The sequence below is a fragment of the Dyella jiangningensis genome, from assembly GCF_003264855.1.
Taxonomy (GTDB): Bacteria; Pseudomonadota; Gammaproteobacteria; order Xanthomonadales; family Rhodanobacteraceae; genus Dyella; species Dyella jiangningensis_C.
In genome coordinates, this window is the sequence record NZ_NFZS01000001.1 from 1,899,988 (window position 1) to 1,917,422 (window position 17,435).

At 66.5% G+C, this 17,435-nt stretch carries 17 protein-coding genes; 14 read left to right on the forward strand and 3 right to left on the reverse strand.

The genetic code is table 11. From position 1 onward, the window contains the following. Positions 1-13 precede the first annotated feature (13 nt). Positions 14-1,906 carry an HAL/PAL/TAL family ammonia-lyase gene (locus CA260_RS08510; RefSeq protein ID WP_111982292.1) on the forward strand — a complete coding sequence of 631 codons (1,893 nt, stop codon included), beginning with the start codon at positions 14-16 and terminating at the stop codon, positions 1,904-1,906. Positions 1,907-2,149: 243 nt separating this feature from the next. Here CA260_RS08510 and CA260_RS08515 read toward each other — a convergent pair whose 3' ends face one another. The 3 genes from CA260_RS08515 to CA260_RS08525 are packed head-to-tail and all read right to left on the reverse strand — an operon-like array spanning position 2,150 to position 4,706. Further along, the gene (locus tag CA260_RS08515) at positions 2,150-2,743 is read right to left on the reverse strand and encodes a DUF998 domain-containing protein (RefSeq protein WP_111982293.1); all 594 of its coding nucleotides are present in this window, start codon (positions 2,741-2,743) and stop codon (positions 2,150-2,152) included. A gap of 20 nt (positions 2,744-2,763) precedes the next feature. Beyond that, positions 2,764-4,275: an MDR family MFS transporter gene (locus CA260_RS08520; RefSeq protein ID WP_111982294.1), complete on the reverse strand. Its 1,512-nt coding sequence runs from the start codon at positions 4,273-4,275 to the stop codon at positions 2,764-2,766. Further along, positions 4,272-4,706 (reverse strand): MarR family winged helix-turn-helix transcriptional regulator, encoded by a 435-nt coding sequence (locus CA260_RS08525; RefSeq protein ID WP_111982295.1) that lies wholly within the window; start codon positions 4,704-4,706, stop codon positions 4,272-4,274. The genes CA260_RS08520 and CA260_RS08525 overlap by 4 nt, the downstream gene beginning before the upstream one ends. Before the next feature lie 559 nt (positions 4,707-5,265). Between CA260_RS08525 and CA260_RS08530 the strand changes: the two genes are divergently transcribed. The 13 genes from CA260_RS08530 (at position 5,266) to cysW (ending at position 17,179) form a co-directional block, all read left to right on the forward strand. Then, positions 5,266-5,613, forward strand: a complete 348-nt coding sequence (locus tag CA260_RS08530) for a YerC/YecD family TrpR-related protein (RefSeq protein ID WP_111982296.1) — start codon at positions 5,266-5,268, stop codon at positions 5,611-5,613. Then, entirely contained in the window at positions 5,610-6,503 is an 894-nt protein-coding gene (gene hisG, locus CA260_RS08535; protein ID WP_111982297.1) for an ATP phosphoribosyltransferase, read from the forward strand. The genes CA260_RS08530 and hisG overlap by 4 nt, the downstream gene beginning before the upstream one ends. A gap of 27 nt (positions 6,504-6,530) precedes the next feature. Further along, the gene (hisD, locus tag CA260_RS08540) at positions 6,531-7,838 is read left to right on the forward strand and encodes a histidinol dehydrogenase (RefSeq protein WP_111982298.1); all 1,308 of its coding nucleotides are present in this window, start codon (positions 6,531-6,533) and stop codon (positions 7,836-7,838) included. Then, positions 7,835-8,896 carry a histidinol-phosphate transaminase gene (gene hisC, locus CA260_RS08545; protein ID WP_111982299.1) on the forward strand — a complete coding sequence of 354 codons (1,062 nt, stop codon included), beginning with the start codon at positions 7,835-7,837 and terminating at the stop codon, positions 8,894-8,896. The genes hisD and hisC overlap by 4 nt, the downstream gene beginning before the upstream one ends. Beyond that, a complete protein-coding gene (gene hisB / locus CA260_RS08550; protein ID WP_111982300.1) occupies positions 8,893-9,957 on the forward strand; it encodes a bifunctional histidinol-phosphatase/imidazoleglycerol-phosphate dehydratase HisB in 1,065 nt (354 codons plus the stop codon). Before hisC ends, hisB begins: the two co-directional genes overlap by 4 nt. Then, positions 9,957-10,547, forward strand: coding sequence for an imidazole glycerol phosphate synthase subunit HisH (gene hisH, locus CA260_RS08555; RefSeq protein WP_111982301.1), 591 nt, complete (start codon positions 9,957-9,959; stop codon positions 10,545-10,547). Before hisB ends, hisH begins: the two co-directional genes overlap by 1 nt. Further along, positions 10,544-11,272, forward strand: a complete 729-nt coding sequence (gene hisA / locus CA260_RS08560; RefSeq protein ID WP_111982302.1) for a 1-(5-phosphoribosyl)-5-[(5-phosphoribosylamino)methylideneamino]imidazole-4-carboxamide isomerase — start codon at positions 10,544-10,546, stop codon at positions 11,270-11,272. Before hisH ends, hisA begins: the two co-directional genes overlap by 4 nt. Continuing rightward, the gene (gene hisF / locus CA260_RS08565) at positions 11,266-12,036 is read left to right on the forward strand and encodes an imidazole glycerol phosphate synthase subunit HisF (protein WP_111982303.1); all 771 of its coding nucleotides are present in this window, start codon (positions 11,266-11,268) and stop codon (positions 12,034-12,036) included. The genes hisA and hisF overlap by 7 nt, the downstream gene beginning before the upstream one ends. A 39-nt stretch (positions 12,037-12,075) precedes the next feature. Then, positions 12,076-12,705, forward strand: coding sequence for a bifunctional phosphoribosyl-AMP cyclohydrolase/phosphoribosyl-ATP diphosphatase HisIE (hisIE, locus tag CA260_RS08570; protein ID WP_111982304.1), 630 nt, complete (start codon positions 12,076-12,078; stop codon positions 12,703-12,705). 254 nt (positions 12,706-12,959) lie between these two features. Further along, positions 12,960-14,363 (forward strand): FAD/NAD(P)-binding protein, encoded by a 1,404-nt coding sequence (locus CA260_RS08575; protein WP_111982305.1) that lies wholly within the window; start codon positions 12,960-12,962, stop codon positions 14,361-14,363. Positions 14,364-14,488: 125 nt separating this feature from the next. Next, positions 14,489-15,490: a sulfate ABC transporter substrate-binding protein gene (locus CA260_RS08580; protein ID WP_111982306.1), complete on the forward strand. Its 1,002-nt coding sequence runs from the start codon at positions 14,489-14,491 to the stop codon at positions 15,488-15,490. Positions 15,491-15,494: 4 nt separating this feature from the next. Then, complete coding sequence (cysT, locus tag CA260_RS08585; protein WP_111982307.1) at positions 15,495-16,319, forward strand: sulfate ABC transporter permease subunit CysT; 825 nt, start codon at positions 15,495-15,497, stop codon at positions 16,317-16,319. A gap of 8 nt (positions 16,320-16,327) precedes the next feature. Further along, positions 16,328-17,179: a sulfate ABC transporter permease subunit CysW gene (cysW, locus tag CA260_RS08590; RefSeq protein ID WP_111982308.1), complete on the forward strand. Its 852-nt coding sequence runs from the start codon at positions 16,328-16,330 to the stop codon at positions 17,177-17,179. Positions 17,180-17,435: the final 256 nt, after the last annotated feature.

Genomic DNA, 17,435 nt, shown 5'->3' on the forward strand with positions numbered 1-17,435 from the left:
GCTGGAGCAAGGCATGACCGCAAAGACGATACTCCTGGACGGCAACAGCCTCACCCGCGAGCAACTGGTGGCCGTGGCGCGCCAGGGCCTGCGCGTGGCGCTGGATGAAACGCAGCTCAAGCGCGTGCAGCGCGCGGCGGATTTCCTTGCCGACAAGGTGAGCTGCGGCGAGCCGACCTACGGCGTCACCACGGGTTTCGGCAGCAATGCCGACAAGCTGCTGGGCGCGCATCGCCTGCGTGATGAACTGCCGGGTGGCAACCCCGACAAGCCGGAAGGCACGCTGCTGGAAGAACTGCAGCACAACCTCATCACCACGCACGCGGTGTGCGTGGGCAAGCCGTTCGCGCCGGACGTGGTGCGCGCGATGCTGGTGATCCGCATCAACACGCTGATGCGTGGCCACTCGGGTATTCGCGTGGAGACGCTGAAGGCACTCACCGCGATGCTCAATGCCGACATCGTGCCGGTGGTGCCGGAGAAGGGCTCGGTGGGCGCCAGCGGCGATCTTGCGCCGCTTTCGCATCTGGCCATCGTGTTGCTGGGTGGTGGCGAGGCGTTCTACCAGGGCGAGCGACTGCCGGGCGCCGAAGCGCTGAAGCGCGCGGGCCTGTCGCCCATCCGCCTGTCGTTCAAGGAGGGCCTCGCGCTCAACAACGGCACGGCGCAGATGCTCGCCACGGGCGCGCTGGCACTGGACGACCTGGAGCATCTGCTCGAGCTGGCGGATCTCGCCGCCGCGATGACGCTCGATGCGTTCGCCGGACGCAGCGGCGCGCTGCGCCCCGAGGTACACGCCTTGCGCCCGCATCCCGGACAGGTGGATACGGCCGCCCATGTGCGCGATCTGCTCGAAGGCAGCACGCTGGTGGACATTCCCTATCACCTGGTGCCGCGCTTCAAGCAATGGACGGCCGACTCGTGGACCGATGCGGCCGACCAGGCGCTCACCTTCGACATCGGCTGGGATTGGGTGCCCGCCAACCAGCGGCATGGCCGCGAGGCGTTCTACGCGCGCTTCCTGCCGTTCAGGGGCGGCAAGAAGCACCAGCCGCAGGACGCGTACTGCCTGCGCTGCATGCCGCAGGTGCATGGCGCGGTGCGCGATGCCTGGGCACAGGCCTGCCGCGTGATCGACATCGAGCTCAACGCTGTTACCGACAATCCGCTGATCTTCCCTGACGCCGAGAACGCGCAGTTCATCGAAGAGCAGGTCATCTCCGCGGGCCATTTCCATGGCATGCCGCTGGCGCTGGCGATGAGCTATGTGAAGGCGGCGATCCCGGTGCTCGCTTCCATCTCCGAGCGTCGCCTCAACAAGCTGGTCGATCCGGCCACCAACGACGGCCTGCCGGCCTTCCTTACCGGCAATGAAGACGGCACCGATTCGGGCTTCATGATCGTGCAGTACACCGCTGCAGCGCTGGTGAACGACCTCGCCACGCGCGCGCATCCGGCCAGCGTGTACTCGGTGCCGACCAGTGCGAACGCGGAAGACCACGTGTCCATGGGCGCCAACGAGGCGCGCCACGTGCTGGAGATGATGGAAGACCTCGGCCACGTGATCTCGCTGGAGCTCTACACCGCGGCGCAGGCGCTCGATTTCCGTCAGGCCATGCTCAACGCGGCGTGTCGCCTGGCATCGCGTGGCGACTGGCAGGCATTGGCGGGCAAGGTGTCCAACGCACCGCGCGAAGGTCATCCGCATTACGCGCAGTTCGTCGCCGAAGTGCAGCAGCTGACCCAGGCGCTGGCGAGCGTGGGCGACTTCCACGCGGGCGAAGCCGTGCGCAAGGCGCACGATGTCCTGCGCGAGCACATCGGTTTCATGGCGCGCGACCGCGCGATGGATGGTGACGTGCGCACGGTGTGCGAGCTGGTGCGCCAGCGTGTGTTCACCGCATAAGGGCGAGCCGTACCGGACGCGCTCCTACATTACATTTTCCTTGTAGGAGCGCACCCAGTGCGCGATTCAACCTCGCCACAGTCCGCGCCGTGTCTGCCAGCCATCCACCAGCCACAGCAGGATGAGCACGATCACCAGATGCTGCGCGAGGCCGGGCGGCAAAATCCCTCCACATCGCCAGCACCCACATCTGTAGGAGCGCACCCAGTGCGCGATTCAACCTCGCCGCCGCCCACGCCTTAGCTACGAAGCCGCCCATCCCAGCCACAGCAGGATGAGCACGATCAGCAGCTTCTGCATGAGGCCGGGCGGCAGGCCTTTCCACAGCGCCAGCATCCACATCTGCACGAAGGCGAGCCAGGCAAGCACCACGCCGGCTCGCCGTTTGCGTACGCCTTCCTCTCGCTGCCAGCGCGACGACCACAGCAGCATGCCCATGACCAGGCAAAGGAAGGTGGCCTGTGCCGCCAGGCCATGCAGCAGTCGCGCAAGGTTTTCCTGCGCCGTGTTCTCGAACAGCACGGTATGGGCCACGACCGGCAAGGCCAGCGCGGCGACCATGAAGAGCATGCTGGCCAGTGCGCTGCGCTGGGCACGCAAGGTGGCGCGATAGCCCGCGAACGCGAACACGGCAAGGGATGCGGCCATCAGGTCGTAGGCGCCGCGCAGGCAGGCGCCGCCGGGACCGCGCAGATACGTGCTGAGCGGCATCGCCATGGGGTCGAGATCGGTGCGGGTGAACTGCAACGCGCCGGCGGTCAGTGCAAAGGCCACAACTGCGGCGTACAGCAGGGCGATGGATAGTCGTTGCAGTGGTGCAGGGCGGGTGCTTTCCATCGCTGTCCTTGCCTTGGTCTCTAGTCGGCCGCGGTGGCCGGCGCGTGGTGATGATCGCGCAACGGATGTTCCGGCATCAGCAGGATCAATAGAAATGCGCAGGCGATCACGCAGGTGCCTACCAGGAACGTCGTGGCGATGGCGTGCCGGTAAAGCGGCGCCGCGAGACTCGCTGCATTCGACAAGGTTGCCGCCGTGCCCTCGCCGGGCAGGGGCATGACGCCAGGTGCACCGCCCTGGGCGCGAAGCTGCCATGTCAGGATCGCGCCGGAACCCGCGACACCGACCAGACCGCCAAGTGAGCGGAAGAACGCCAGCGTCGCGGTGCCGACGCCGCGATGGATCGGTGCCAACGCGTTCTGCACGGCGATGGTCATGTTCGGCATCACCAGTCCAAGGCCGAGACCCAGTGCGAGAATGGCGGGCTCGATCACCACCAGGCTCTGCGATGTCGCTGCTCCCCAGGTCAGCACGGCAAACGCCAGCGTGGCTGCTGCCAGGCCAGTGATCTGTGCGGGCTTGTAGCGCCCCGCGCGCAGCAGCACGCGACCGTTGAACAGCGACGATGCCGCCATGCCCATCATCAGCGGTCCGATCAGCAGGCCGGACCTGGCCGGGCTCGCGCCCATCACCAACTGGAAGAACAGCGGGAAAAACAGGCTGGCGCCCATCAGGCCCATGAAGGTCAACGCCATCACCGAGCTGGCGATGACGAACAGCCGGTTGTGGAACAGGCCCAGCGGAAGCACCGGTTCCGGCTCATGTTGCACGTGGTGCACGAACAGCACGCCGCACACCAGCGCGAGGAGCGCCATGCCTGTGAGCGGCGTCGAGAACCACGACCAGGTCGAGCCGCCCAGGGTCAGCACCAGCAGGAAGGCGACCGTCGCCACCGTCATCAGCACCGAGCCGATGTAGTCGATGCGTCGCGCGTGCAGCGGCGTGTATTGCCGCAAGGCGCGACCGATCATCACCATGGCTACCGCGCCCACGGGCAGGTTGATGTAGAAGATCCAGTGCCACGACAGCAGGTCAGTGATGACGCCGCCGAGCAATGGGCCCAGCACGCTGCAGATGGCGAAGATCGCGGCGATCACGCCCTGCCAGCGGCCGCGGCGGGTCGGCGTGAGCATGTCGCCGATGATGATCTGCGCCAGCGGAACCAGGCCGCCCGCGCCCAGGCCTTGCACGGCGCGGAACACGATCAGCTCGACCAGGTTGCGCGAGGCGCCGCTCAGCACCGAGCCGAGCAGGAAAGTGATCACCGCCACGTAGACCATCGGCTTGCGGCCATACTGATCGCTGAGCTTGCCGTACAGCGGCATGGTCGCGGTGGATGCGAGCACGTACGCGGTCACCACCCACGACAGATGGTTGATGCCGCCGAGGTCGCTGACGATGCGCGGCAAGGCGGTGGCGACGATGCTCTGGTCGATGGCGCCGAGCGCCAGCATGATGATCAGGCCGATGAAGACCTGGCGTATCTCGCGCTCGGTGGGGGCGATGGTGGTGTCGGTGTGTGGGGACGTCATAGATCCAGTTCGTTCAGGGCCGGAATGGCGGCGCGGATGGCGTTCCGCGACTCGGCGGGAAGATTGGCCAGCGCTTGCGCAAGCCGGTCGGTGCGCCGTTTGCGATGGGCGTCGATGGCGTCGTTTCCTTGGCGGGTGGCGACAAGGCCCACGCGGCGACGATCACCGGACGCCGCGTCGGTGCGTTCCACCAGCCCCGCAGCCACCATCGCGTTGATGTGGCCGCTGATGGTCGGGCTGCGCAGGTTCTCCTGTCGTGCGAGATCGCCGACGCCGATGCCGGGTTGGTCGATGATCGCGATCAACAACTGCTTGCGCAGAGGCGGGATGCCGTCGTCGTGGGCATCGCGGCGCAGCTGCCGGTAGATCCGCCGCAGCGGCGTGCGCAGTTCTTCGGCCAGCAGGCGGGCCTCGCCAGTCATCGGGGACATCGCGGACTCTCCACCTTAATAGGTAGGCTACCTATCTAATATAGCTGGTCTGGCGGGAGGATGGATACGTGCCCGGCGCAGTAATGGGTGCGTTCTGCGTTTTTTTCCTTGCAGGAGTCCACCCAGTGGGCGACCGCGGCGCATCGGCGTTGCCGCTTCGTAGGCTTATCGCGCACTGGGTGTGCTGCTACAGGAGAGGCGAATGCCCGGAATCCCGTTGTAGGAGCCCACCCAGTGGGCGACCGCGGCGCATCGGTGTTACCGCTTCGTAGGCTTATCGCGCACTGGGTGCGCTCCTACAGGAGAGGCGAATGCCCGGATTCCCGTTGTAGGAGCCCGCCCTGTGGGCGGCCGCGGCGTATCGGCGTTACGGCTACATAGGCTTGTCACACGCAAGGTGTGTGTCCCCACGCAGTGCAGTTGCGCGATTCGCAGGAAATCACGGCGGTCGTTGCGGATCACTCGCTTGATGGCGCAACAGGGTGTTCCGCATGCCCGGTTGCTGCGCTGCGTCGCGTCGCGTATGATGCGCTCCATTGTATTAACTCATTAGTACATTATGAAGCGCCGATCGCTCGATCCTGAAACCCCCGCGGAGTCCGCTGAGCTCAGTCTCTGCGAGGCTTTGCTCTCGCTGAAGAACGCCGAGGAGATGTCTGCGTTCCTGCACGACCTGTGCACGCCGGCCGAGCTGGAGGTGCTGGTCGATCGCTGGCGGGTAGTGCCGTACCTGCTCGACGGCGTGGCGTATCGCGAGATCCACGAGCGCACGGCGGTGAGCATCACCACCATCGGGCGTGTGGCGCGTTTCCTCAATCAGGGCAATGGCGGCTATCTCGCCGCCGCCGCCCGCGCTGCGCGTCGCCGTGCGGCCGGCAAGGCAACAAGCAAGAAGGCAAAGGCATGAAACCGCGGGATCGACTTCGTATAGCGATGCAGAAATCCGGCCGGCTCACCGAACCGGCGCTGGAGCTGCTCAACCGTTGCGGGCTCTCGTTCCGCCAGAGCCGCGACAAGCTGTTCCTGTTCGGCGAGGGCGAGCCCGTCGACCTGCTGCTGGTGCGCGACGACGACATTCCCGGGTTGATCGCGCAGGGCGTGTGCGACCTGGGCATCGTGGGCCGCAACGTGCTCAGCGAATTCCAGTACACCGCCGGGCGCGAAGGGCCGGCGCTGGCCGAATGGCGGTCATTGGGCTTCGGTCGTTGCCGCCTGTCCATCGCGGTGCCGCAGGAGCTCGACTATCGCGAGCCGGCGCAGTTGCAGGGCTTGCGTATCGCCACGTCGTATCCGGGCCTGCTGGGCGAATGGCTGCGCACCCAGGGCGTGGATGCCGGTGTGGTGACGTTGGCCGGTTCGGTGGAAATCGCGCCGCGTCTGGGCACCGCCGATGCCATCTGTGATCTCGTGCAGAGCGGCGGCACGCTGGTGGCGAACCAGTTGCGCGAAGCCGATGTGTTGCTGGAGAGCGAGGCCGTGCTCGCCGGCCCCGAGGCGCTGCCCACCGACGAGCGTGGCGACATGATCGATCTGCTGCTGAAGCGCCTCGACGGGGTGATCCAGGTGCGCGAGTCACGGCTCCTGCTACTGCAGACCTCGCGCAATGCGCTGGATGCGGTGATCCGCCTGCTGCCTGGCGGCCCGCAACCGACCTTGCTTCCCGTCGCCGGTCAGCCGGACCAGTTGATGCTGCAGGCGCTGTGTGCGGGCGAGGTCAGCTGGCGACAGCTCGAAGAAATCAAGAAGGCCGGTGCGCGCGAGATGTTCGTGCTGCCGGTGGAGAAGATGCTTGCGTGATGCAGGCGGACTGAAAGGTAGACCGTGATGAACCGCCTCGATTGGAATGCACTCGACAACGCGGCGCGCCGCGCGGCGCTGGCCCGTCCCGCGCAATCGCGCGCCGAGACGCTGCGCAACGGCGTGGAGCAGATCATCGCGCGTGTGCGCGCCGACGGTGATCAGGCCTTGCGCGAACTGAGCGCCCGTTACGACCGCTGTACGCTCGACGTCATTGAGGTTTCCTCGCAGGAAATCGACGAAGCCGAAGCGCGCCTGGCGCCGACCTTGAAGGCCGCCATCGACGAGGCCGCCGCACGCATCGAGGCGTTCCACCGCGTCGCGGCTCCGCAGCCCGTGGCGCTGGACACGGCCCGTGGCGTTCGCGTCGAGCGCGTACTTCGCGCGATCAATCGCGTTGGTCTCTATGTACCCGCCGGCAGCGCACCCTTGCCATCCACCGCCCTCATGTTGGGTGTGCCCGCACGCATCGCCGGCTGCACCGAGGTCGTGCTGTGTTCGCCGGCGCGTGCCGATGGCCGCTGCGACGAGGCAGTGCTGTACGCGGCGCGCATCACGGGCGTGCACAAGGTGTTCAAGCTGGGCGGCGCTCAGGCGATTGCGGCGATGGCCTATGGCACCGAATCGGTGCCCAAGTGCGACAAGCTGTTTGGGCCCGGCAACGCCTGGGTGACCGAGGCGAAGCTGCAGGTGTCGGCCGATCCGGACGGCGCCGCCATCGACATGCCGGCAGGCCCTTCGGAGGTCCTGGTGATCGCGGACGACAAGGCGAACGCAACTTTCGTCGCCGCCGATCTGCTGTCCCAGGCCGAGCATGGTCCGGATTCGCAGGTGATCCTGCTCAGCCCATCGCCAACGTTGCTGGATGCGGTGGAGGCGGAAGTGGAGCGGCAGTGCGCCTTGCTGCCGCGCGCGGATATCGCCCGGCAGGCCTTGTCGCAAAGCCGCCTGATCGCCGTGTCGTCGCTGGCGCAGGCGGTGGAGGTGAGCAATCGTTACGCGCCCGAACACCTGATCGTGCAGGCGGAGCAGCCGCGTGATCTGCTGGATGCCGTGACCAGCGCCGGTTCGGTGTTCCTTGGTGCATGGACGCCCGAATCGGTGGGCGACTACTGCAGCGGCAGCAACCATGTGCTGCCGACCTACGGTTATGCACGCAGTTACAGCGGCGTGTCCGTGGCGAGCTTCCAGAAGCAGATCACCGTGCAGGAGCTGTCGCCGGCCGGGTTGCGCGAAATCGGCCCCTGCACGGCAACCCTCGCGGCGGCCGAGCAACTGGAGGCGCATCGCCGGGCCGTCACGCTGCGGCTGGCAGCGCTGGAGACGGCAGCATGAGCATCGTGGACCTCGCACGCCCGGAGATCCGCGCGATGCAGCCGTATTCCTCAGCGCGCATGGAGGCAAGTGGCGGCGCGATCCTGCTCAACGCCAACGAATCGTCCTGGGCGCCGCCCGGCGACGATGCGCTCGATTGCAACCGCTATCCCGATCCGCAGCCGCCCGCCTTGATCGAAGCGCTGGCGGCGCTCTACGGCGTGCGTCCGGCGCAGGTGCTGGTGGGGCGGGGCAGCGACGAGGCGATCGACCTGCTGGTGCGCGCGTTCTGCCGTGCCGGCGAGGACGCCATCGCGATCCAGCCGCCAACGTTCGGCATGTATGCGGTATCCGCGCGTATCCAGAATGCCGCGGTGCTGGAGATCCCATTGGCCGATGATTTCTCGCTGGACGTGGACGCCGTGCTGGCTGCGCTGACGCCGGCGGTGAAGCTGGTCTTCGTGTGCACGCCGAACAACCCCACTGGCCAGAAGGTGACGCTGGCCCAGGTGGAGCGCCTCGCGCAGGCGCTCGCGGGGCGTGCCCTGCTGGTGGCGGACGAGGCCTATATCGAGTTCGCCGACACGCCGAGCGTGGCGCCGCTGATCGATCGCTATGACAACCTGGCCGTATTGCGCACGCTGTCGAAGGCGTGGGCGCTGGCGGGCGCCCGCATCGGCGCCCTGCTGGCGAATGAAGAGGTGATCGCGCTGCTCCGTCGCATCATCGCGCCGTACCCGCTTCCACGTCCGTGCGTGGCGTTGGCGCTGCAGGCATTGTCGGCGCAAGGCCAGGTGCAAGCGCGCAAGCATGTCGCCATCGTGCGCGAGCAGCGCGAGCGGATGGCCAAGGCCTTGGCGGCACTGCCTGGCGTGCGCGATGTGCTGCCGTCGCAGGCGAATTTCCTGGCGGTGCGGCTGGACGATCCCGCCACCGTCTACCAGCGCCTGCTGGCCGCCGGCATCGTGGTGCGCGACGTGCGTCGCTACCCGGGGCTGGGTGACGCGCTGCGCATCACCATCGGTACCGAGGGCGAGAACGACCGCGTGCTCGCCGTGCTTCAGGACATCTACGCATGAGCCGCAAGATTCTGTTCATCGATCGCGACGGTTGCCTCATCGAGGAACCGGAGGATTTCCAGATCGACAGCTTCGAGAAGTTTGCGCTGCTGCCGGGTGTGATCGCCGCGTTGCAGCGCATCGTGGCCAGTGGCTACGAACTGGTGATGGTGACCAACCAGGACGGTCTCGGCACCGACAGCTTCCCCGAAGCGCATTTCGCGGGGCCGCACGCGTTGCTGATGCGCATACTCTCCTCGCAGGGCATCAAGGTGCGCGAGGTGTTGATCGACCGCAGCTTTGCGCATGAGAACCTTGACACGCGCAAGCCGGGCGTGGGCATGTTGCGCCATTACCTCGCGGACGACGGCTGGAGCCGTGCGGCCTCGGCGATGGTGGGCGATCGCGAAACCGACCTTCAGTTTGCCGCGAACATGGGCGTGCGCGGTTTTCGCGTCGGCCCGCAGGGCCTGGCCTGGGACGAGATCGCGCACCGGTTGCTCGATGCGCCGCGCATGGCGACGGTGGAGCGCAACACGCGCGAGACGCGCATCACCGTCAGCGTGAACCTGGACAAGACCGCCGAGCCGCAGATCCACACCGGGCTGGGTTTCTTCGATCACATGCTGGAGCAGATCGGCAAGCACGGCGGTTTTGCGCTGGCCCTGGGCTGCGATGGCGACACACACATCGACGAGCATCACACCATCGAAGACTGCGCGCTCGCGCTTGGACAGGCCTTGCGACAGGCGCTAGGCGACAAGCGCGGCATCGGCCGCTATGGTTTCGTGTTGCCGATGGATGAGTCGCAAGCCAGTGCCGCGCTCGACCTGTCCGGACGTCCGTACTTCGTCTTCGAAGGACAGTTCCCCCGCGAGCGCGTGGGTGACGTGCCGACGGAACTCGTGCCGCATTTCTTCCGCTCGCTGTGCGAGACACTGGGCGCCAACCTGCACCTGAGCGTGCAGGGCCACAATGCGCACCACATGGTGGAAGCCTGCTTCAAGGTAGTGGCGCGTACGTTGCGCCAGGCCATCCGCCGCGAAGGCAGTGACCTGCCAAGCACCAAGGGAGCGCTGTAATGAGCGTGGTGCTGGTCGATGCAGGTGGCACCAATATTGGATCGGTGCGTTACGCCTTGCAGCGCCTCGGGGCCGAGGCCGCGTTGACGTCCGACGCCGAGGCCATCCGCACGGCGGACAAGGTGATACTCCCCGGCGTGGGTGCCGCCGGTCCCGGCATGGCGCGCCTGAACGAGCTGGGGCTGGTCGAGCTGATGCGCTCGCTCACGCAGCCGGTGCTCGGCGTCTGCCTTGGCATGCAGTTGCTGTGCGAACGGTCGGAAGAAGGCGATACCGAATGTCTCGGCGTCGTGCCCGCCACCGTGCGCCGCTTCGTGGAGCAGCCGAACCTGCGCGTACCCCATATGGGATGGAATCGCGTGCGTCAGCGGCGCGAGCATCCACTGCTGGATGGCCTGGGCGATGACGACTGGGCGTACTTCGTTCACAGCTATGCCGTGCCGATGGGCGACTATGCGTTGGCTTCCACCGATTACGGCGACGAGTTCGCCTGCGTGATCGCGCGTGGCAATTTCCATGGCATGCAGTTCCACCCGGAACGTTCGGCCAAGGTCGGCGCCCGCCTGCTGAAGAATTTCCTCGAGCTATGAACTTCACCGTCATTCCCGCCATCGACCTGCGCGGCGGCCGCGTGGTACGCCTGAAACAGGGCGACTACGCGCAGCAGACCACCTATGACTTCGACCCACGTGCTCAGGCCGGCAGCTACGCGCAGGCCGGCGCCGAGTGGCTGCACCTGGTGGACCTGGACGGCGCCCGTGGCGGTAGCCTGGAAAACCTCGCCGTGATCGAAGCGATCGCGCGCGACGGCATGCGCATCCAGGCGGGCGGCGGCGTTCGTTCCGAAGCGGACGTGCAGCGCCTGTTCGACGCGGGCGTATCGCGCGTCGTGGTGGGCAGCTTGGCGATCCGCGAGCCGGAGCGCGTGGTCGGCTGGTTTTCGACCCACGGTGCCGGCCGCATCACCCTGGCGCTGGATACGCTGCAGCAGGATGGCGCATGGCGCCTGCCCAGTGCGGGTTGGACCGAAACCGAGTCGCGCACGCTGGATGAGCTGGCGCCGTGGTACGCCGCGCAGGGTGCGCAACACCTGCTGTGCACGGACATCCATCGCGATGGCATGCTCGCCGGCTTCAACCTGGACCTTTATCGCCACCTGGCGGCCACGGTGCCGAGCCTGGCAGTGCAGGCTTCCGGCGGCGTGCGTTCGCTGGACGATATCCGCGCCGCACGCGAGGCCGGCGCAAAGGGCGTGATCCTCGGGCGCGCCTTGCTGGAAGGGCGCTTCACCGTGCAGGAGGCCTTGGCATGCTGAGTCGCCGCATCATTCCTTGCCTGGACGTGCGCGATGGCAAGGTCGTCAAGGGCGTGCGTTTCCGCGATCACGTCGTGATGGGCGAAATCGTCGACCTCGCGCTGCGCTATCGCGACGAGGGCGCGGACGAACTGGTGTTCTACGACATCACCGCCAGCCCCGAAGGGCGCAGCGTCGACCGCGGATGGGTCGAGCGTGTCGCGAGCGTCATCGATATCCCCTTTTGCGTGGCGGGCGGCATCCGCAGCGTGGAAGAGGCGAGGGCCGTGCTGCATGCGGGGGCGGACAAGATCTCCGTCAACTCGCCCGCACTGGAACGACCGGAACTGATCGACGAACTCGCGGCCGCCTTCGGCGTGCAGTGCGTGGTGGTCGGCGTGGACAGCCTGCGCGATGCGGACGGTGAATGGCGCGTGCGCCAGTACACCGGCGATCCGACGCGGACGCAGGCCTTGCCGCGCCGCACGCTGGACTGGATCGAGGAAGCGCAGCGGCGCGGCGCCGGCGAAATCGTGCTCAACTGCATGGGCAGCGATGGCGTAAGGCAGGGTTACGACCTGGAGCAGCTGTCGGCCGTGCGCGCGTTGTGCCGTGTGCCGCTGGTGGCGTCGGGTGGCGCTGGCGCGTCGGAGCACTTCCGCGACGCCTTCGCGCAGTCGGACGTGGACGGCGCGCTTGCAGCCAGCGTGTTCCACTCCGGTGCCATCGCGATACCTGTCTTGAAACAGTCGCTGGCGGCGTGGGGCATCCACGTCAGGCCTTAGTATCGATCGACGCACTTTGCACTTTTCCGGACACCTACGATGACTTCCACTCTCGATCCCGCGCAACTCGATTGGGCCAAGGGCGCAGGCCTGCTGCCGGTCGTCGTGCAGCACTGGCTGACCGGCGAAGTGTTGATGCTGGGCTACATGAATGCCGATGCGCTGGCGACGACCCAGGCCATCGGCCATGTGACTTTCTTCAGTCGCAGCAAGCAGCGCCTGTGGACCAAGGGTGAAACGTCCGGGCATGTGCTGGTGCTGAAGTCGCTGCGCGTCGATTGCGATGCGGACACGCTGCTGGTGCTTGCAGAGCCGCACGGGCCGACCTGCCACAAGGGCACCAGCAGTTGCTTCGGCGACGATGTGCGCCCCGCGGCCGGCTTCCTTGCCGAGCTGGATGCGCTGGTGGCGCAGCGATATGCCGAGCGGCCCGAAGGAAGCTATACGACGCGGCTGTTCGAAGACGGTATCCGCCGCATGGCGCAGAAGGTCGGTGAGGAAGGCGTGGAGACCGCGCTCGCCGCCGTCGCGCAGGACGACGATGCATTGCTTGGCGAAGCGGCCGATCTGGTGTTTCACCTGCTGGTGACACTGCGTGCCCGCGGCCTGGGCCTCTCCGATGTGGCAGGCGTGCTCGCGCAGCGCCATGCGGAACGCCATTCGCACTGAGAGGCCTCATAACCTCCCGGGAATGAGGCGCGCTGCAATCCGACGGACGGCTAGCGTCACCTTAACGGTGCCTGTGTTTGATTCTGCATCACGCACGAAGGCACACGTCGTGAATGCGGATGACGGCTGGACGTCCGTACAGCCCAAGTCGTGAAGGTGGTTTTCACCCGTGATGTCCAGCGAGGGGAGCGTGGCCGGTTGACCCGTCGTCGTCGGGTCGTCCGGCTTCATGTCCGCAGTCCGAGGAGCGAGTGATGGCTGATATCGCAGTGATCGGTGGTGGGGCAGCGGGCGCAGCCGCGTTTGGCGAATTGCTGGCGCAGTACGACGCCGGCACGGTGCATTGGATCGTCGGGCAGCAGGCGCCGGGACGTGGCGTTGCCTATGCGACGGGCGACGACAGGCATCTGTTGAATGTGCGCGCATCAGGCATGGGCGTGTTCCACGAGCATGCGGAGGATTTCATCCAGCATGCCTCGCGCCAGCTCGGCCAGGTAAAAGGTACGGATTTCCTTCCGCGCCGACTGTTCGGCGATTTCATCCAGGCACAGGTTGGCGCGCGCATCGATGCGGCTCGGCGCGCAGGGCGAAGCTTTCGCATCCATCCGGGCAGCGCGCGCGAAGTGCTGGCCCGCGCCGAAGGCGGTTACGCGGTGCGCGTGGGAGCGGATCGCTGGCTCGACGTCTCACGGGTGGTACTGGCGATCGGTGCGTTGTCGCAGCGTCCGCTGCGCACGGTATCGACCACGGCATTGGCCGGCGGCGCGTACGAGCTCGATCCGTGGCGGCTCGATCGTCATCCGAAACCACCGCGACGCATCGTGGTCATCGGCACGGGCCTCACGGCCGTCGATACCTTGCTCTCGGCCGCCGTGCGATGGCCGCATGCGGAGCTGATAGCCGTTTCGCGCCATGGCTTGTGGCCTTTCACGCACTCTGCACTGCCGCTGGCCCCCTATGCACGCCAGGAGGAACTCAACCAGGCATTGCTGGGCAGCTGTGGCCCCGCCCAGATGCTTCGTCATGTTCGGCGTGCGATGGCGGACGCGCCGGAGACGGACTGGCGCAGTCTCGTCGACGGCATGCGCCCCATCAACGCGCTGCTCTGGCAGGGCATGAGCCATGCGCGGCGGCGGCAGTTCTTGCGGCATGCGCGCTGGATCTGGGAGGCCGCGCGTCACCGCATGGCACCCGCGTCCGGCGAGGCCATCCATCAATGGCAGGAGGAAGGAAGACTGCAGGTGCTCGCGTCGCGCGTGCTTGATGTCGACGGCACGTCACCCTTGCAGCTCACGCTGCGCGAGCGCGCGACCCAGCTCGTGACGACGATCGAGGCGGACCTGGTGATTCAGGCGACGGGCCTGGATACGGCGGTCGCGTACGGTGCGCATGAGCTACTTGCGCAGTTGTTGCGCGATGGCCTCGCGGTAGCCGACCCCTTGCAGCTGGGTGTTTCCGCGCAAGCGGATGGGCAACTGGTCGATGCCCGCGGCGCGCCCCTTCCCGGCCTCTACGCGATCGGATCGCTGCTCCGCGGCAACTTGTGGGAATGTACCGCCATGCCGGAAATCCGCGCGGCAGCGCACCGATTGGCGGTACAGCTGGCGACGGCGGGAAGGGCGGGTGGTCCGCGCGAGAGCGCCAGCGAGGGCTCGTGAAGGGCGCGCCAGTGGCTTTGCACTGATTTCACGCATGGCGATGCCATGAGGTTATGCCATATTGCGATTTCGCAAACGCATGGCGGCCCGATAATCTGGTCGTTCGTGCCATCGCAGGAGACGTCATGAAGAAGCTCGTTCCGTGCCTGGTGGCGCTCGCCGGCGCTCTGCTGGCGGCCAGCGTGGCAGCCAAGGATGTCACCCTGCTCAATGTTTCCTACGATCCGACGCGCGAACTGTATCGGGATATCAACAACGCGTTCGCCGCGCAGTGGAAGGCACAGCATGGCGACAGCGTGACCGTCCAGATGTCGCATGGTGGGTCCGGCAAGCAGGCGCGCTCGGTCGTCGATGGCCTGCCCGCCGACGTGGTCACGCTCGCGCTCGCCTACGACATCGATGCCGTGGCCGATCATGGGCTGATTGCCAAGACCTGGCAGACGCGACTGCCGGACAACGCATCGCCCTATACCTCCGCCATCGTGTTCCTGGTGCGCAAGGGCAATCCCAAGGGCATCAGGGATTGGGCCGACCTCGTGCGTCCCGGCGTGCAGGTGGTGACGCCCAATCCGAAGTCGTCCGGCGGCGCACGCTGGAACTTCCTGGCCGCGTGGGGCTATGCGTTGAAGCAACCGGGCGGCAACGAGGCCAAGGCCAGGGCGTATGTGCAGGAGTTGTACAAGCACGTGCCGGTACTCGACACCGGGGCGCGCGGCGCCACCAATACCTTCGCGCAGCGAGGCATCGGCGATGTGCTGATTGCATGGGAAAACGAAGCGTTGCTTGCGCAGCGGCAACTCGGCAAGGACAAGTTCGACATCGTGGTGCCGTCGGTGACCATCCTCGCCGAGCCACCGGTCGCGGTGGTCGACGCGAACGCGGACAAACACGGTACGCGCGCCGTCGCGGAGGCGTACGTGCAGTTCCTCTATACACCGCAGGGCCAGGAGATCGCGGCAAAGAACTACTATCGCCCGCGCTCGCCGGAGGTAGCCGCGCGCTATGCGGGGCAATTCCCGGCCACGCACACGTTCACCATCAGCGAGCTGTTTGGCGACTGGCGGCAGGCGCAGGCGAAATTCTTCGCCGAGGGCGCCATCTTCGACCAGTTGGGCGCAGGGCGTTGATGCCATGCGAAAGCAGGTGCTGCCCGGCTTTGGTCTCAGTTTCGGCTATGCGCTGACTTACCTGGGGCTGATCGTTCTGCTGCCGCTGGCTGCGTTGGCCTGGAAGGCGACCGGCATCGGCGTTCATGGATTGATCCAGTTGCTGTCCGGTCCACGCACGTTGGCGGCGCTTCGGCTAAGCCTGTTCGGCGCCGTGCTGGCGGCTTTGATCAACGCCGTGGTGGGACTGCTGATCGGCTGGGTGCTGGTGCGTTATCGCTTTCCCGGGCGGCGCCTGTTCGATGCACTGGTGGATCTGCCATTCGCATTGCCGACGGCGGTGGCGGGTATCGCGCTCACGACGCTGTATGCGCCCAACGGCTGGCTGGGACGATGGCTGGAGCCGCTGGGCATCAAGGTGGCGTACACGCCGGTCGGCGTGCTCGTCGCGATGGTGTTCGTCGGCTTCCCGTTCGTGGTGCGCACCTTGCAACCCGTGCTGGCGTCACTGGAGCGCGATGTGGAAGAAGCCGCCGAGAGCCTCGGTGCGCGTCGCTACCAGACCTTCTTCCGCGTGATCCTGCCGATGCTGGCGCCCACGCTGCTGACCGGCTTCGCGTTGGCATTGGCGCGCGCGGTGGGCGAGTACGGTTCGGTGATCTTCATCGCGGGCAACATTCCGATGCGCTCGGAAATCGCGCCGCTGCTGATCGTGCAGAAGCTCGAACAATTCGACTATGCCGGCGCTGCCGCGTTGGGTGTCGCGATGCTGCTGCTTTCCTTCCTGCTGCTGGTCCTGGTCGCTTTGCTCCAGCGCTGGAGCAACCGCTGGGCGGAGCGCGCCCAGTGAGCCGCGGCATGCGTTCGCGTTCGACCAGTTGGCCGCGTCGTCTCGGCCACGTCGCACTCATACTGCTCGCGCTGGCGTTCCTGGTCGCGTTCCTCTTAGCGCCGCTGGCCACCGTTTTTGCCGAGGCATTTCGCGACGGCGTGACGCCTTATCTCGCGGCCATCCGCCAGCCTGAAGCGCGTTCGGCCATTCGCCTGACCTTGCTGGTTGCCGTCATCGCCGTGCCGCTCAACGTGATCTTCGGCATCGCGGCCGCGTGGGCGATGACGCGCTTCGAATTCCGTGGCAAGACCTTGCTCGGCGCGCTCATCGACCTGCCGTTCTCGGTGTCCCCGGTCATTTCGGGCCTGGTCTACGTGCTGCTGTTCGGTGCGCAGGGCTGGTTTGGTCCCTGGCTGGATGCGCATGGCGTCAAGGTGATCTACGCGGTGCCGGGATTGGTGCTGGCGACGATCTTCATCACATTGCCGTTCGTGGCCCGCGAACTCATTCCCCTGATGGAGGCGCAGGGCAGCGAGGAAGAGGAGGCCGCACGCGTGCTGGGCGCCAGCGGCTGGCAGATGTTCTTCCGCGTCACCCTGCCCAACATCCGCTGGGCGCTGCTGTACGGCGTGCTCTTGTGCAACGCGCGCGCGATGGGTGAATTCGGCGCGGTATCGGTGGTGTCAGGCCACATCCGCGGACTGACCACCACCATGCCGCTGGAAGTGGAGATGCGCTACAACGAATACGATTACGTGGGCGCTTTCGCCGTGGCTTCGCTGCTGGCGCTGCTGGCCCTGCTCACGCTGGCCGTGAAAACCCTGCTGGAATGGCGGTATGGTGACGAAATCGCCGCGCACGCGCCGGGCGGGCACTGAGAGCCTGTTCAATGTCTCCACGTAGCCCGCGTTGTTCATCCCAAGCGCCCTGTGAGCCGCCCGTAGCGCCGCGCCTGACTGGCCGTCAGGTCAAGCTGCGGGCGGCTCACAGGGCGCTTGGGGTGAACAACCCTCTGGGCCGGGTCTGTTTGCCCACAGTCCGGCGTCATCACTCAGTCGTGTACGGACGTACACTCCTTCGTTCTTCCTTGGTCTGCGTGCAAACAGCTTCCGGCGCGGGCCACGCGGAGACATT